Genomic DNA, 14,216 nt, shown 5'->3' with positions numbered 1-14,216 from the left:
AACCTCCCTGACTTCAAGCGGGCTTGCGTGGTATGGGCTCCAGCGAGTCCGCGCCCCCTGCCTCACGACTGACGCCGACAACTCTATTAGGGACTGCCGGACGGACGCGTGTACTGGTCCACCCAACATGTAGGGTGCCCGCCGTGCAAGCTCCGTCACGATGGCAAGATCCCGTTGCAGGATGCGCAAGACATGTGCAACCAGTTCCGGGCGCTCGCGTGTGGAACGCTTGATTTGTTCAACCGGGATTGCGCGTAGCGCGATAGGTTCGAGCGCGGCGGGACTCAGGTGGTCGGTATTCATAGATCCAGTAGTTTACCGTGGAGATGCTACGCGGTTCCCTGTGATCCCGAATCTGCCCGTCGACGCGCTCGTTCCCCACTTCGCGTTAGACTCTCTTTCGGTACCGAGTGTTCGGCAACACAAACAGCAAAGGCGGCTGCGCAACGCTGCGTGTGTGTTTCCCGATAGTCGCGGGGGCTGCCATTCCTTGATTGGGAGGGTTGAAAATGGCGATAAACAAAAACTGGCGAGACGAATTCAATGAGCACGATTACGACGACTTCAAATCGTCTGAAGTTGAACGGGAGAGACAGCGGCAGGAGAACTCCGATGATGGATGGATTTACATTGGGGTAAATACACAGAATCTTAACGAGGCCAAGGTTGGGAAAACCAAGGGCCAACTTACAACAAGATCAAGCAGCACGGGCAACCGGCATTACACCCTACTTTGCGCCTTCAAAATTCGGGAAGGCGTCAGTTCGGAAACCATTGGCGAAATAGAACGTTCAACTCACCGCATGCTAGAGGAGAAATATGAGCGATTCAAATTTCCCGTATCAGGTCGAAAATCAGAATGGTTTGGGGTTAATCCGCACCGCGCAAGAGAATTAGTGCACGACTTCCTTTATGAAAACCATAGTTTTCGCATGTACTGCTATCACTGCCCAGAGCGTGATATTGGGGTTATTTATTCTTGGGAAAGCGATTACGTGCTCAACGGGCGTAAAAATGTTGCATATCAACCACTAGACTTAAGCAATCCTCCCGTCTCGTCTGAGTGCAGTATGCCACCGGGTTGCGGTCAAGATTGCGATTGCTGGTAAGCAACGATCCATCACAACAACAGATTGTAGACTGCACTTCTGCCCCCTCAAAAAGCCAAGGGAGTATTAATGTCAGAAATTACCGTAGTGCTTTGGCAATTCAACCGTAGGTACATTCCAATTTTTGATATCGAGAAATACAGAGGAAAACCCCTCGTGCTCGTTTCGTACCATCGTGATTACGACGATCCTGTCGTATCGGCATATGTTACAGACTTGCCTGAAGATATCGAAGACTCGGAAGAAAAACGTATGGCGCTCGCGCAGTGGACGCGAGAACAGGCACGCGAGCGCCAATATTCTGAGCCGGAAGGCTCGCCCACACATACGCTGATGAAATCCATCTTTGAAGCGATTGTGAGATCGACTCGCGTAGAGATTGACGACCCGTCGCGGCTCCCTCCGAAGTACCGGTAGCCGCATAAGTTCCATCTTGTATCCGACACGCAAAGCTGAGTAACACCAACGAGGTAACACCGGGCGGTCTGGTGTTACCATTTATAACTACGCGCCATGATACGCGACTCGCAAATACCCAAAAATTATTTGCTAGCTATACCGGAATTCTTCATACTCTGTCTTGTGATGTGTCCGACCCTTATCTATGTGGCTTGGATGCAGCACAGTCCCCGCAGTATCCTCCCGGCAACGACTCCCGGCTTTTTATCAGCACATACCGGAGTCGTACCATGTCCTCGTCGCAAATTTCCACCAAGTTCGCCGCAGTCCAAGCGCGCATCCAAGCAGCACGCCAAGCCCGTCAACAAGCCGTAGAACGCTATCAGACTGCCGCTGCTGAATCGCTGGCCACTCTCATCGAAGTAACCGAATCGCAGATTGCAACCATGGCAAGCGCAGCAGCAGAAGCGCACCAAGGGGACGCGCTTTCCTTTCTCGCAGAGGATACGGTCACGACTCAGCCGGATACTGAGCCGCTTGACGTCCCGGCCCCGATCATGACCCGTGCTCACCCCCTGCACGTTTAAGCGGAGACCGGCCATGTACACCACTACCGCTCTCACGGCCGGTTCCACGACTGAACCCGCACAAATTCCGGCATACAAGTGGAATGCACTTGTAGACAAGGTGACCGCACTCGAAGACAAAGCAGCCCGCTTGGAAGTTGCAGAGGCTGAGAATGCGAAACTGCGCGCCGCACTCGCAGAGATACGCGCAGAGTATGCAGAACTTAGCGGACGCCAAGACAACAGTACCCGTATGTGGATGACGACGAAGGACGACGTTGAACGGCTCAAGGCCGCTGACCTGCTGAAAGACGCGACCCTTGAGGGCATGGCCTCACTCGTTCAAAACTTGTCAGAGCACGGCATTCCTGATGCGATGATCGCTACTGCGCTGCTGTCTCAGACCATGGCTGCTGAATCCGGGCCTAGCCACATGACCACTGTACCCCGGGTGCCCGCGTTCTGTGCGGGCACCGTGTCAGATGACGAGTGGGACGCGGTACGCGGGATTAAGCACGTGCCCCTGAGCGGCAAAAAGGCGACGCAGAGTATCGCCGTGGATTCCGCAGCACTGGACCATATCAAGGCGAAGCACCCGAATTTCTGCGCCTACATCAAAAAGCTGCTGGTCCAAGACAATCCGGAACTCGCCGCATTGCTCGACACGATCCGCAACCGGGACAGCCGGAAAGCGGCTTAAACAGCCTGATAGGGTCTCGACTACCCTTTCCTAGTCCGGGGCCGAAACGGCTCAATCTGGATAGCTGTAGCCGCGTGAGAATCGATTATTTGAACGCCCGCAGCCAGTCACTCGAAAACCCGTCTCCCTGTAGAAAACGGTACTCTATTTGCGCTGGCGCGCGGTGGATGCTGGAAAACCAAAGCTGCACCAATTGTAATCTACGACGGTATATCTCCCATATTGGGTGGATTACAACCATCCCCCGGGGCGAAAGCCCCAATAGAGTACCGCGATTTTGAAGCGAAAATTGCAACTTTTGGCCAGCGGCACGAAAACCTCGTTTTGAGGCCATTTATTGCCCCTTCCCGTGCCCTCGACTGGCCCCTAATTTAATTTAGAACGAGCGCTGTAGATTACAGCAGATCGTAAATAATCAGTAGCCAGCCTAGGAATTAATCATGTTCTCAACCAAGCCCGAAGTCCTGAACCGAATTGATGCCCGTAGCCTGATGGGCGAACGCGAACCCCTGTACTTCGTGAACGGGATTTGCGGTGTAGGCAAGACGTTCCGTTTCCTCGATATCGCGCAAGAGCACGTAGACAACGCGCATCCCTGTGTGCTGGTGTATGCCGCACCTAGCCGGAAACTGTTGGACCAAGTGCAGGCCGATTTGTTGGCCCGTGGCGTGGACGAAACCAAGATCATGAACATCGACCCGATTAAGGGCGTGCCGATCAGCCAAGTATTCCAAGCCGCGCTGATGGGATCTAAGAAGCTTGGCATTGAAGCCGTGGCCAACGGTACCGTGCTGTTGTGCACGCACGAATGTATCGCCCGCGCCTCGTCCGATCTTGGCCGCGCTAAGGATCGCGTATCGCTGGTGTACGACGAGGCCCGCGCCTGCCTTGAACGAAACTATAAGATGGTTCTACCGCGTGAGGTGTACGCGCACCTACTGGCTGAACGGTGGATGCTGACGAGTACCGGCCGCAAGGTGAAAACCACGCTGATGGAAATGACGAAGACATACAGCGTCAGCGACCAAGATTACACCTCCATCATGACTTGGAACACGATTGGCGGTCTGCCTGTTCCCACTGTCGCAGAGATTGAGGCACTGATTCCTGAGTCCACGACCCGACACAAGCGAGCTACAGATATCGTTGAATTTCTGGAATACGTGCGCTCGTCGTCGGTGGACGTGTACGTTTCGGTCAAGACCGACAAGACAGGTGAAAACTACCAGATTGCCAAGGTGTTCAACCCTATCCGCATGTTCGCCGGATACACGCAAGTTCTAATTCTGTCTGCATTCTTTGAGTCGTCGCAGATGTTCCATTTCCTGAACGATGAGGGACGGGACGAATTCCGACCGTTGAAGGATATTACGTCTAAGTACGTGGATGCCGCGCGTTTCAAGAAACTGATGGAGCGTTTGCAGCACGTGAAGGTTACCTACGTTTTCGATCTTAACGGGTCCTCCCTGACCAAAACGGCTATGACTTCGGGAATCGTGGTCAAGCATGATCGTAAGGCCAGCAAGCGCCAGTTACAGGCTACGAACGCTGAATGGTCCCGGCTGCATAGCGGACGGGCCCCTACCTATCGGTCTGCGTTTGAAACCGCCATGTCTGGACGAAACAGCATCAAGCGTAAGGGTAGTGAAGAAGTGGAAAAGCTGCTGACCGGTATCAAGCCTAATGTGCTGGAAACGTCGGTTATCCGGTACATGGTCAGCGAGAGTCTGAAACTGTATACCGAATGGGCCCGACAAGAAAACTTTGGTCGGCCGGGACGCGTGAAGGTTAAGCGCCTGTGTGTGGGCGTGAACGCTAAGTACAAGTTGGACAACCAAAGTGAGGCGTCCAAGGTTTGGGAAGCTGAAGAACTGGCTACACACTTTCCGGGCAAGCTTCGCAAACTGCCGATGGTGGCGCACGGTCTGAACAAGTGGAAGCACTACAACGGGGCCGCTTTTCTGGCCACGATGCAGTACGGCCCGGAAGACAAAGAATTCCTTAAACGCGTGGCCCCCGGCTATAGCTCTGATGTGGACCGCACACTTGATTACGCGCTCCAAGTTCTGTTTCGTATCGCAGCACGTGATGCTGACTCGAAAGAACCCTGCCTGTTCATCGTCACAGATAGGCGGATTGCTGAGGAACTGAGCGCACGCTTTCAGGCAATCGCCAAGAGTTTGGGAGTCAAGCTCCCGGGACGTGTGCTCGGTATCTATGAACCGCTGATTTTGAACTCGAAATGCGATAAGGCTGTGGTCTTGCAATACGAGTATCGCCGCACTGCTGAAGAAGAACGGAAGCATAACGCGGCCCGTGCCAAGAGCCCGAAAGGGAAGCTCGAAGCCGCGTTGAAAAAAGTATGGCTCCAGACTCCGGGCGGCAAGCGCCACAATGCACTGACCGTCCAAATCTCGCGCCTCAAGAAAGCGGGTTCAAAGTTTTGGAAGGAATTTAACGAGCGCTCCACCATTCCGACGTATGCAGAATGGAAGCGCACCCCTGCCGGTGTTAAAGCAGCTAAGAAGCTGACGAGTACGCAGGCTTAAAAAGACTGTTGACTAATCCGATACTCCCCGGGCACTATCTGGTTTATGGTGCAACGATCAGCACCTAATCCATACCGAAACGAAAAGGAAAATCCGAAAATGACAACTAAACCCACTCCGAATCTTGCCGACCTTCTGGCACAGCAAAAGGCGTTGAGCGAGCAAATCGAAGCGCTCAAGGCTGAGGAAGAAGCCAACACCATAGCCCAAATCCTCGCGATGATTGACATGCACGGGCAGCCGCTGGCCGAAAAGATCGTGGCGCAGCTGGGTCAGAAATACGGCCTCCAGAGGAAAGTCAGACAGGACCGCACGCAACGGAGCAAGACGGTTCCGACGCTGGCCGCGAAATATCGCAATCCGGAGACCGGCGCAACGTGGAGTGGTAAGGGTCGCTCCCCGGCTTGGATCGTCGGTGACAAATCCAACTTCCTGATTAACCGCGTGGACGAGCGCCAAAGCTAGATTCCGGGCCTCGCACAGGCAGGAAAGACAGCACGAGCACCCCGCCCCATCCGCCTGTCGGCGGAGCCGCTAAACCGGAGTAACACCAGCATCCGACAATTAACACCAAGACGACGGTGATCCAATGCAAGAGTTGAAAAAGAGTCTGTGCGAATCGGATATCGCACGAACAGACGAACGTGTGCGTGCTGCGCTCGCACTGATAAACGAGGCGATGGCTACGACAACCGAAAAAGAGGTTAAAGCGTGCTTGCGTGCCGCATGGAACAACCTGAATCCAATTCTTGTGCTGCTAATGAAGTGACAGCACCAAAACAAAAAACCCCGACAACCGGTCAAGTTGTCGGGGCTTTTTCATTTCTGAAACTGCATTCCCTTAGCGAGTCCAAAGGCGAATGCTCGATTCTGCATCGCCTGCAAAGCCGTAATTAACTGGCTACGATTCTTCGTACTGAATAGATTGGAGACTTGTTAATTAAAAGGGACCATGATGCATTCCACGTTCTCAACGTCCACCAAATAAAATACGTCTGTTTGCAAATCGCTAGCTCAGCCGCCCCCGCCTATGTGCTCGTCTGCGAAGAAGTAGTGCAGTGAGGAGGCGTCGATTGGCGGTGCATCGAACCGGATGGGATCAGACAGCGAATCTCCGATGCCACTCTCGTTCAAGAACGCCTGCAAGCCGCGCGCAAGGCATTCGGTAACGTCACCGAGGAGCTGCCCTAGGTCGCCCAGCATTTGTTCGAGCCCTTTCATGGGAACCTCAGGGTTCACATGGCTCATCGCTGGTAGCGCGGCTGCCATGTCTGCCCAGTGGTAATAGGTGTCGCCATAACGATTGCCCACATAGACGTAGGCACCGCTGCAAATCGTGTCATCCAAGTACGGTGCCCACTGATTTGCCTTCATGTAGTGGAATCCACCCTTGTTGCGTATCCAGCCGAGCCACTCTAACGCCTCATACTGCTTCAGAACGGCATCCCATTTGTCATTCAAGCCATCGACCTTTCCGAAGTAGTCGGCGCGAAGCACCTCAGCAACACACTTCTTCCCCAAAGCGTCATCGTGGAGGGCCTCATACACCTTTGCAGACAGCAGTCGTATCAGGAACATCGTGATGGCCACCCCTGCATCTTCTTGCGGCCCGGGGTTGCCCGGGGACCTGCGGCTTGAATGTGCCCATTTCTGCAAGAGAATCAGCTCGTTGAAGACATGCCCGACCAGAGCGAAGACGTACCGCTGAAGCGGACTCAGCGCCTGAAGGGCGGTCTCAGACAGCTCCAGACGTTTGACTTCTGCTTGCATCGCACCCCCATTACTATCTTCACGCCCCGATAATCGGGGTTTTGGCCAGCCAGGCCCGGCATGATTCACGCCCCCAGTTGCAGTCATGATCCGGGGGCCTCTGATAAACAATGCCCCCTGATTTTAGGGGATCTTTTCGGCCTCGTTCCCATCGAATTGACGGAGTTCCGCAGGCATAGTACTGTATGCCCATACAGTACTCGTAACGCCATGCCCAAGCCGCCCCTCCCCTCGATCCAGTCTCCGACCGCGCGCCAGCTGCGAGAAATCTGGCGCCGGTATCCCGAAGGGCACGAGGTACGCACACTCATCATCGAAATCGTGCGCATGCGGCAGGTGTTGGACGAGGCGGAGCACTACCGCGAGATCGTTGAGCAGGTCTGGAAAGAGGACACGGGAGGGTCACACCTCGTCGCGCTGTACAAGCTGCGGCGGCTTCTGCAGGATGAGGCCGGACGGACCTAACGAAACGATGGCCTTAGACGCCGTGATTCCTTGCGTACCCGATCCGTACCCCTACCGTGCGCATCCACTGCTTTCGGGCCTGTACCGCATCGGCAAACTCAATAAAGTAGCCAAGGTGCACTTGCTTGCTGTTCTCTCCCATAGCGAGCGCACGCCAGCGCTTCCGATCCTCACGCCATGAGACACCGGTAACCCCGGTTGTGTTGCTCGCGTACAGCCCTCTATTGCGGCCGTTAGTCTCATGCGACACTGCGAACAGGTTCCGTTCGCTATTGTCATCGCGCTTCCGGTTCCGATGGTCGATCTCCATATCGACCGGACATTTCCCATGATACAGGGCATAGCAAATACGGTTAGCTCGATACTGCACACCGTCTAGCAGCACGTAGCGATAGACGCGCGTCCCGTGTTCTTTGCATGCTCGCTTACCTGCATACCGCTGGTTCCACCGCAATTGTTCAATTTTCGTATCGAAATGACAAAGCGGTCGTTCCAGCCAGATTAGTCTTCCGCTGCCTTTGGTAGTGCGGAAACACTGGCGCAGATACGATGTTTCGGGAAGTGGGCGAGAAATAGTAGCCATGATGTAACTCCGATTTGGTTGAGTTACATCAAATTGGCCAAGGGTGCCCCACTCCGAATAAGTTTAGTTTTCTGACAAAAAACAGGGGGTTCCGGACCCTGAGCTTTGCCAGCCCTCTACCCGTAATTTGATAGAGATTAGGAAATTCCCCTCTACCAAGTTACAAATATCATGCACCCAGTCGAATTCAGTGCCGACGTTATCGAGCAGCTACGGGCACAAATACAGTACAACCCGCGAACAGGCTTGATCCGCAACCGCGAGACCAACCGCGTTCTATCTGGGGCGAAGGTTTTGCTCCGTACCGGGGGCCATGTGCGTAGCGTGCAGATCGGCCGCGCAATCTATGCACTGCATAAAGGCGAAGACCTTCCGCAATACCATGTCATCGTCTACCGGGACAGCGATTCAACAAATCGCAAGTGGAGCAACCTAAAAGTTATTCGCCGATCCGAGTTAGATAAGGTAGCGCGAACTCCGCCAAACCTAACTCAGTACTATACGTTCTTTCACGAATGCTTCCGGCACGACAAAAAGACCGGCTACTTGATATGGCGTAAGCGACCGGTCCATCATTTTGTGTCTGAGAGTATTCAACGAAAATTCAACACCCGATTTGCAGGTAAGCGTGCTGGAACACCACAGGGGCGCGAAGGCCGACGACAGGTCCATTTCATGTGCAACGGGATACGCATGGACCCCCTAACCTCCAACATCATTTGGGTGATGAACAGCGGTTGCGACGTTCCGCCCGGTTACATGGTGACACACGCTAACCGCAACCCGGACGATGAGCGCATTTGCAACCTCAGATTAGCAACCCCTGCACAGCACGCATCTACCCGTATCGCACGCAAGTCTAAGTCGGGCGAGCGCGGCATACGTGTGTTCACCAATTACATTCGGGCTGAGATTCGTTGGACCGGCCCAGACAAGAAAATTATGTGCGAGTGGCACAACTTCGAACCTGATGAAATGGAAAAAGCTAAGGCGTGGCGACGTGCAAAAGAACTAGAGATATGGGGACCGCTCGCCGTCCGCGATGAGGAGGAATGGTATCAGCGGGCTGCGGACGAGGTGATGATCGAAAAGCGATATTGGCGTCAACACAGAGAAACAACGAACGCCGAACGGAAAGCCCGTCGCGATGCAGAACGAAAAGCGGCGGCCGAAAAGCAGGAAAAGATAAAGCGCGGCATTCTTGTATCGAAAGCAGAGGTTTCGAATATTAAGCTATCTCACATACGCCGTCGAAATACCGCTGCAAACGCTGAGACCGTGAGTTTTAGTCTGATTTAACAAGCGCTCAAATAATGAATTGTAGCGCATGTACAGCATACCAGACTGAGCGAAAAACGGGGCTCGCAGCCAACTGGACATAGCGTCAATTTACATTGCATTGATAAAAAACCTTCCACCCAAATCACAATCACAGAGGAACACCAAAATGACTATCATCCAAAACGCGACGAACTTCAAAGACCTTATCGAAAACGAGACTAAGCGCGAGCGCGAACAAACGCCAACGTACAGCATCCATCTTTTCGCATCGGACCTTTCGGACGGCGACCACGCTACCCTAAATGTTGAACAACATGACGGCGAGTCGATCACGGCGTTTCAAAAACGAATCGCGCGGGTAATCGGTATTATTAATGAGCTATACGACAACTCGCTTGGATACCGTCGCTCGCTGTTTGATTCGATCTACGCGGTGAAGACAACTGACTTTAAGATCCGCTGCAACTTCGATGGTTTCGAAAATACGAACAACCTGTGGAAATAAGCGGGGGTTGCAATCATGTGCGCGAAACCACTACAGAGAAAAACGCTTGACGACCTAGACGACAAAGAGGAACGGATATTTACACTTTTGGCCGATGGTCAGTCGCTGCAGAAAATAGCGGAGGCCGTCAAGTGTAGCCGACAGTTTTTGATGAAATGGTTGCGCTACACGTCGGAGCGGTACAAGCGTTACGAATCGGTTAGAGAGGATGCGGCACACATGCTAGCCGATGACATTGTTGCCGGTGCCGAAATGACGCTTGAACGTGCGATGCAGGGTAAGGCTACAAAGATCGAAGTTTCAGCACAGCAGCTTGTGGGCCAGAATAAAAAGTGGCTTGCCGGTGTCTGGAACGCGAAGTACAAGGATGGGGCGCAAACAACGGTCAACGTCGATTTGGGCTCGTTATTCCTGACCGCGATGCGCAACCCTGTAATGCTGGCGCACGAGGTTAAACACGAGCTAGAAGCGGGCTCCCAGTGGACGCAAATAACGCCTACTGTAGACGCTCTAGAACATCAAAAAACGCATGACCGCGCGCCCCAACTTCCCACAACTGAGAAACAGCTTAGGGATATGGAATTCAAGGTGATTGAAAATGAAACAGTACATTCGCAACACGTGGCGTCTGCGCCTACACCGACGAAAGGTGACAAAGTGACACTAGACGAACTGATTGCCAACGCTCAGGCGACCGATATAGCGGATAGCTTGAAGATCAACGATGCTGAGCTATTTGGAACACCTGCAAAGCCCGCTGAGCCAACAATTAATCCGGTGCAGACGCAGCATATAGAGAAGCCCGTTCCTCAGCAATCGCGCACAGTGCAACAGCCTGTTAGACGTGTGCTTAATGCTCCGGTGTCTCGAGTAGCTACGCGGATCGGGAAGTAGAACACTGTCGATCGTGTGCACGCTCAGCAGATACGGCCTACGGCCGGTTTCGCTACCGATGCACGATTACGCGACGACGGGAAATAAGGCAGCAGCGGACGCTTCACGGGCTCAAACAGGCTGAGATGGCGTCGAAATACGCTCAACGGACCCTGCTCGCACCTGCCTGCAACGGATTCACCCTGCTGCAACGGATTTAGACAGCGGAAACCTGATTTGGGTAGGGAAACACGCATTCTCACGCACTGGTAGCGGATGCGCACGTATTTGGCTTTGACGGGACACGATTTACCCGTGCGCCATTTATTCCACGTTACGCGATCTGTCGTCGTAATGCGCGATATAGGCAGTTGACTGGTCCACTACTCCCGATCCTGCTCGTCGTCCCGTCATCATCGGCCAATGCTCCAACCTTACAGCGCGATCCGCACATAATGCCAGTCAACCTTACAGCACTTTTTGAGTGATACTGCTTTTTCTTTATTAATCAATGCTTTGAGCTAACATTACATCGCTTACACGCTTTACATAATAGCGTCTAACGAATTTTGGGCCACTCTGCGGCTGCTATCTGCGTGATATCGGAATAAAGAACGAAGCCAACTATCGGTCGCGGTTATTAATTCGCGATGCGGGATGATTGCCTAGTCCAGCGCCGATACTACGAACGATTAACATTCTCATTCGTTTCTCGATTCTCATGCGCATCTATCGCGATGCAGTGCGGCACCCCCTCCCCTTAATCGGAGGGCCGGGGCGAGTTTGGGAACACTCCCATATCTATGTGCAGTATCCCCCAAAAAATTCCGTATCAACTTAGCAAAAAACCCGGTCTTTGTCCACTCCCTACACCCCGCGCACAAAAAATTTTATTAATTGAGAAAATATTCCTATGGCCCGCACTCGCAAATCACAACAAAATAAATCCCATTCAGATAAACCGAACCTCTGCTATTCGGAAGTCCACGAATGCTATCTACCTGTAGGGCAAACAGAACCCAGCGAATACGTTCCAAACCCAATCCACGTAAAAGTGCATACGCCTAAGCCGTATCACGCTTACTTCTCAATGGACGAGGTTGAAACGGCGGTCGAATGGATGGGGCAACAAGTGGCACTACACGGCGTGAAAGCCACCCTTACTCTCAACCCACAATAACAGAGGCAGTCATGCTACTTGATGACCGCAAAGAGCACACAAAGCCAGATGGCAAGAAGGTGAAAATGCGATATACCGACAGGGATCTAATTGAATATCATTTTTCAACCTTGACCGATATTCTTTCTAATGCAGAAGACAGGGGAGTAGTTATTGATTCTCTGTTGCGCAAACCATCCGAACTCAAAAGGTTGTAATCATGGAATTCTTACATGTCATCGGTTATACAGTCTTCGGTTTCATTGTAGGCGGCGGCTCATTTTTGTTCGGCCGCGACCTATTCCGGTTTGTTAAACACAAACTCAGCCAACTTCATCCGACTGTAATTCCCGCATTCTCATCTGAATCATACAAAGAATTACCGCAGGCTCCGGCCGAATGGTATGTAAAACACTGGCGCGCCCGACTACGCGATAACGAAGCATCGCGGAGTCAATTAGATGGCGAACACGCACACGAACAGCCTACCAAGTGATAACAATCCGTTTGTAGAGTTCAGATCCCGCTACTATCACGATCCTTGTCTATTCGTTCAAGAGGTATTAGGAGCCGAAGCCGACGACTGGCAACGACGGTTTCTGAACGCTATTGGTGAGGGTAAACGGAAAATCTCTGTCCGCAGTGGTCACGGCGTTGGCAAATCAACGACAACAAGTTGGGCCGCTATCTGGCATTTTTATACTAGGTTCCCGCAGAAAACGGTTATCACCGCCCCTACTTCTGCGCAGCTATACGACGCCCTCTATTCTGAGCTAAAGGCTTGGATGAAGAAAATGCCGGACGTGCTACTCGCCATGGCCGACATCAAGACCGACCGTATCGAGTTTGGACCGGCCCCCGAAGAATCGTTTATCTCGCTCCGTACATCACGGCAGGAACAGCCGGAAGCGTTGCAAGGTGTGCACTCGGAAAACGTGCTGCTGATTGGTGACGAGGCGTCAGGTATTCCAGAGGCAGTTTTCGAAGCTGCATCCGGCTCTATGTCGGGACATAACGCCTGCACGATCCTACTCGGCAACCCTACGCGTAGCTCCGGCTTCTTCTATAAGACCCACTGCGGTGTTATCTCGGGCGAGTGGTTTACGCTCAAGGTTGACTGTCACCAAAGCGTGCGCGTCTCCAAGGAGTACATTCAGGAACAGGCACTACTATTTGGCGAAGATAGCAACGCTTTCCGTATTCGTGTACTTGGGGAATTCCCGCTCTCTGACGACGATACGGTTATTCCGATGCACCTTATCGAGTCGGCAATTGATCGCGACGTTAGAGAAACACCAGACACTAGACCCGTATGGGGGCTAGACGTTGCGCGATTCGGTACTGACCGAACAGCCCTATGTATCCGGCACGGAAACGTTGTCCGGGACAATATCGAATGGTGGTCGGGCCTTGATACGATGCAGACCGTAGGAAAGATCAAGCACCTATACGACAACTGCACGTATCAGGAGCGGCCGCTAGAGATACTGGTGGACGTTATCGGGCTCGGTGCCGGTGTTGTAGACCGGGGCCGCGAAATGGGCCTCCCGGTGCGCGGGGTCAACGTTAGCGAAGCACCAGCGCTAGGCGACAAGTACATCAATCTGCGGGCGGAACTTTGGTACAAGTGTCGCGAGTGGTTGGAAACATGGGCAGTTAAGCTACCGAACGACAACCAGCTAAAAGCAGAATTAGCGACCGTCCGTTACGATTTTCAATCGAGCGGCAAAATCAAAATTGAATCCAAGGCCGATATTAGGAAGCGTGGCGTCCGCTCCCCCGACATTGCGGATTCGCTGATTCTTACATTTGCTTCGGATGCGGCAACCGCGGGCAATCCAGCGTCGTATATGTGGAATTCTAAAAAGCCGCTTCGCCGTAATGTTCCGCGCGTCGCCTAGGCAGGGTCCAATTTAATACAGTATCTACCATGATACATACTCCGTAGTTGTGCTTCGGCGGGGGTAAATGGCTTACCCCCGTCCTTTTTCGATATTCAAGGGTTGCCCTATGTTTAAGCCTAAAGACGCGGGGACGACCCGCCATCAAGACACAAAAGAATCAAAATCCGCGACCAAGAAAATGGGCACGTTCGCCGATAAATCAAACAAACTTGGTCACGGCGGGCGCGCTACCCAACGTGCGAAAAAGAATATGCCGGACGGCGTGATTGGCGAAATCGCACGCTATAAGGGCGCGACTCCCAGTCAGCCGAATTTTCACGGCAAGCAAGGCAAAGCCACAAAGAAGTAACAAC

At 52.9% G+C, this 14,216-nt stretch carries 16 protein-coding genes; 14 read left to right on the top strand and 2 right to left on the bottom strand.

Going from position 1 to position 14,216, the window contains the following annotated elements; genetic code table 11:
* Nucleotides 1–509 precede the first annotated feature (509 nt).
* The 7 genes from AK36_RS31470 to AK36_RS33185 all read left to right on the top strand — a co-directional run bounded on the left by AK36_RS31470 (nt 510) and on the right by AK36_RS33185 (nt 6,092).
* Nucleotides 510–1,109, top strand: a complete 600-nt coding sequence (locus tag AK36_RS31470; protein WP_080938696.1) for a GIY-YIG nuclease family protein — start codon at nt 510–512, stop codon at nt 1,107–1,109.
* 69 nt (nt 1,110–1,178) lie between these two features.
* The gene (locus AK36_RS33190; RefSeq protein WP_144410666.1) at nt 1,179–1,526 is read left to right on the top strand and encodes a hypothetical protein; all 348 of its coding nucleotides are present in this window, start codon (nt 1,179–1,181) and stop codon (nt 1,524–1,526) included.
* Between the two features lie 272 nt (nt 1,527–1,798).
* Complete coding sequence (locus AK36_RS20075) at nt 1,799–2,095, top strand: hypothetical protein (RefSeq protein WP_045579039.1); 297 nt, start codon at nt 1,799–1,801, stop codon at nt 2,093–2,095.
* A gap of 13 nt (nt 2,096–2,108) precedes the next feature.
* A complete protein-coding gene (locus tag AK36_RS20070; RefSeq protein WP_045579038.1) occupies nt 2,109–2,774 on the top strand; it encodes a hypothetical protein in 666 nt (221 codons plus the stop codon).
* A gap of 440 nt (nt 2,775–3,214) precedes the next feature.
* The gene (locus AK36_RS20065; RefSeq protein WP_045579037.1) at nt 3,215–5,323 is read left to right on the top strand and encodes a hypothetical protein; all 2,109 of its coding nucleotides are present in this window, start codon (nt 3,215–3,217) and stop codon (nt 5,321–5,323) included.
* Nucleotides 5,324–5,422: 99 nt separating this feature from the next.
* Complete coding sequence (locus AK36_RS20060) at nt 5,423–5,788, top strand: H-NS histone family protein (protein WP_045579036.1); 366 nt, start codon at nt 5,423–5,425, stop codon at nt 5,786–5,788.
* Between the two features lie 124 nt (nt 5,789–5,912).
* Nucleotides 5,913–6,092: a hypothetical protein gene (locus AK36_RS33185; protein WP_144410665.1), complete on the top strand. Its 180-nt coding sequence runs from the start codon at nt 5,913–5,915 to the stop codon at nt 6,090–6,092.
* Nucleotides 6,093–6,337: 245 nt separating this feature from the next.
* Here the strand turns inward: AK36_RS33185 and AK36_RS20055 are convergent, their stop codons facing one another.
* Nucleotides 6,338–7,093, bottom strand: a complete 756-nt coding sequence (locus AK36_RS20055) for a hypothetical protein (RefSeq protein WP_045579035.1) — start codon at nt 7,091–7,093, stop codon at nt 6,338–6,340.
* 210 nt (nt 7,094–7,303) lie between these two features.
* On the opposite strand from AK36_RS20055, the gene AK36_RS20050 reads away from it, so the two are divergent.
* A complete protein-coding gene (locus tag AK36_RS20050) occupies nt 7,304–7,558 on the top strand; it encodes a hypothetical protein (RefSeq protein WP_052691564.1) in 255 nt (84 codons plus the stop codon).
* A 13-nt stretch (nt 7,559–7,571) separates the two neighbouring features.
* Here AK36_RS20050 and AK36_RS31465 read toward each other — a convergent pair whose 3' ends face one another.
* A complete protein-coding gene (locus AK36_RS31465; RefSeq protein WP_080938694.1) occupies nt 7,572–8,141 on the bottom strand; it encodes an HNH endonuclease signature motif containing protein in 570 nt (189 codons plus the stop codon).
* Between the two features lie 171 nt (nt 8,142–8,312).
* Between AK36_RS31465 and AK36_RS33180 the strand changes: the two genes are divergently transcribed.
* The 6 genes from AK36_RS33180 to AK36_RS33165 all read left to right on the top strand — a co-directional run bounded on the left by AK36_RS33180 (nt 8,313) and on the right by AK36_RS33165 (nt 14,212).
* The gene (locus tag AK36_RS33180) at nt 8,313–9,440 is read left to right on the top strand and encodes an HNH endonuclease (protein ID WP_106919333.1); all 1,128 of its coding nucleotides are present in this window, start codon (nt 8,313–8,315) and stop codon (nt 9,438–9,440) included.
* 148 nt (nt 9,441–9,588) lie between these two features.
* Complete coding sequence (locus AK36_RS20030; RefSeq protein ID WP_045579034.1) at nt 9,589–9,927, top strand: hypothetical protein; 339 nt, start codon at nt 9,589–9,591, stop codon at nt 9,925–9,927.
* Between the two features lie 15 nt (nt 9,928–9,942).
* The gene (locus AK36_RS33175; RefSeq protein ID WP_176087171.1) at nt 9,943–10,821 is read left to right on the top strand and encodes a terminase small subunit-like protein; all 879 of its coding nucleotides are present in this window, start codon (nt 9,943–9,945) and stop codon (nt 10,819–10,821) included.
* 1,358 nt (nt 10,822–12,179) lie between these two features.
* Entirely contained in the window at nt 12,180–12,455 is a 276-nt protein-coding gene (locus tag AK36_RS33170) for an HMG-box domain-containing protein (RefSeq protein WP_144410663.1), read from the top strand.
* Entirely contained in the window at nt 12,421–13,860 is a 1,440-nt protein-coding gene (locus AK36_RS20025; RefSeq protein WP_144410662.1) for a DEAD/DEAH box helicase family protein, read from the top strand. The genes AK36_RS33170 and AK36_RS20025 overlap by 35 nt, the downstream gene beginning before the upstream one ends.
* Before the next feature lie 67 nt (nt 13,861–13,927).
* Nucleotides 13,928–14,212, top strand: coding sequence for a hypothetical protein (locus AK36_RS33165; protein WP_144410661.1), 285 nt, complete (start codon nt 13,928–13,930; stop codon nt 14,210–14,212).
* Nucleotides 14,213–14,216 lie beyond the last annotated feature (4 nt).

This window comes from Burkholderia vietnamiensis LMG 10929, from assembly GCF_000959445.1.
Taxonomy (GTDB): domain Bacteria; phylum Pseudomonadota; class Gammaproteobacteria; order Burkholderiales; family Burkholderiaceae; genus Burkholderia; species Burkholderia vietnamiensis.
The sequence above is the reverse complement of the archived record's forward strand: the minus strand, read 5'-3'. Positions and strand labels throughout refer to the sequence as shown.

Bases quoted from the DNA above. Each gene is read 5' to 3' on its own strand.
- AK36_RS31470 (WP_080938696.1), top strand. From the start codon at position 510: ATGGCGATAAACAAAAACTGGCGAGACGAATTCAATGAGCACGATTAC.
- AK36_RS33190 (WP_144410666.1), top strand. From the start codon at position 1,179: ATGTCAGAAATTACCGTAGTGCTTTGGCAATTCAACCGTAGGTACATT.
- AK36_RS20075 (WP_045579039.1), top strand. From the start codon at position 1,799: ATGTCCTCGTCGCAAATTTCCACCAAGTTCGCCGCAGTCCAAGCGCGC.
- AK36_RS20070 (WP_045579038.1), top strand. From the start codon at position 2,109: ATGTACACCACTACCGCTCTCACGGCCGGTTCCACGACTGAACCCGCA.
- AK36_RS20065 (WP_045579037.1), top strand. From the start codon at position 3,215: ATGTTCTCAACCAAGCCCGAAGTCCTGAACCGAATTGATGCCCGTAGC.
- AK36_RS20060 (WP_045579036.1), top strand. From the start codon at position 5,423: ATGACAACTAAACCCACTCCGAATCTTGCCGACCTTCTGGCACAGCAA.
- AK36_RS33185 (WP_144410665.1), top strand. From the start codon at position 5,913: ATGCAAGAGTTGAAAAAGAGTCTGTGCGAATCGGATATCGCACGAACA.
- AK36_RS20055 (WP_045579035.1), bottom strand. From the start codon at position 7,093: ATGCAAGCAGAAGTCAAACGTCTGGAGCTGTCTGAGACCGCCCTTCAG.
- AK36_RS20050 (WP_052691564.1), top strand. From the start codon at position 7,304: ATGCCCAAGCCGCCCCTCCCCTCGATCCAGTCTCCGACCGCGCGCCAG.
- AK36_RS31465 (WP_080938694.1), bottom strand. From the start codon at position 8,141: ATGGCTACTATTTCTCGCCCACTTCCCGAAACATCGTATCTGCGCCAG.
- AK36_RS33180 (WP_106919333.1), top strand. From the start codon at position 8,313: ATGCACCCAGTCGAATTCAGTGCCGACGTTATCGAGCAGCTACGGGCA.
- AK36_RS20030 (WP_045579034.1), top strand. From the start codon at position 9,589: ATGACTATCATCCAAAACGCGACGAACTTCAAAGACCTTATCGAAAAC.
- AK36_RS33175 (WP_176087171.1), top strand. From the start codon at position 9,943: ATGTGCGCGAAACCACTACAGAGAAAAACGCTTGACGACCTAGACGAC.
- AK36_RS33170 (WP_144410663.1), top strand. From the start codon at position 12,180: ATGGAATTCTTACATGTCATCGGTTATACAGTCTTCGGTTTCATTGTA.
- AK36_RS20025 (WP_144410662.1), top strand. From the start codon at position 12,421: ATGGCGAACACGCACACGAACAGCCTACCAAGTGATAACAATCCGTTT.
- AK36_RS33165 (WP_144410661.1), top strand. From the start codon at position 13,928: ATGGCTTACCCCCGTCCTTTTTCGATATTCAAGGGTTGCCCTATGTTT.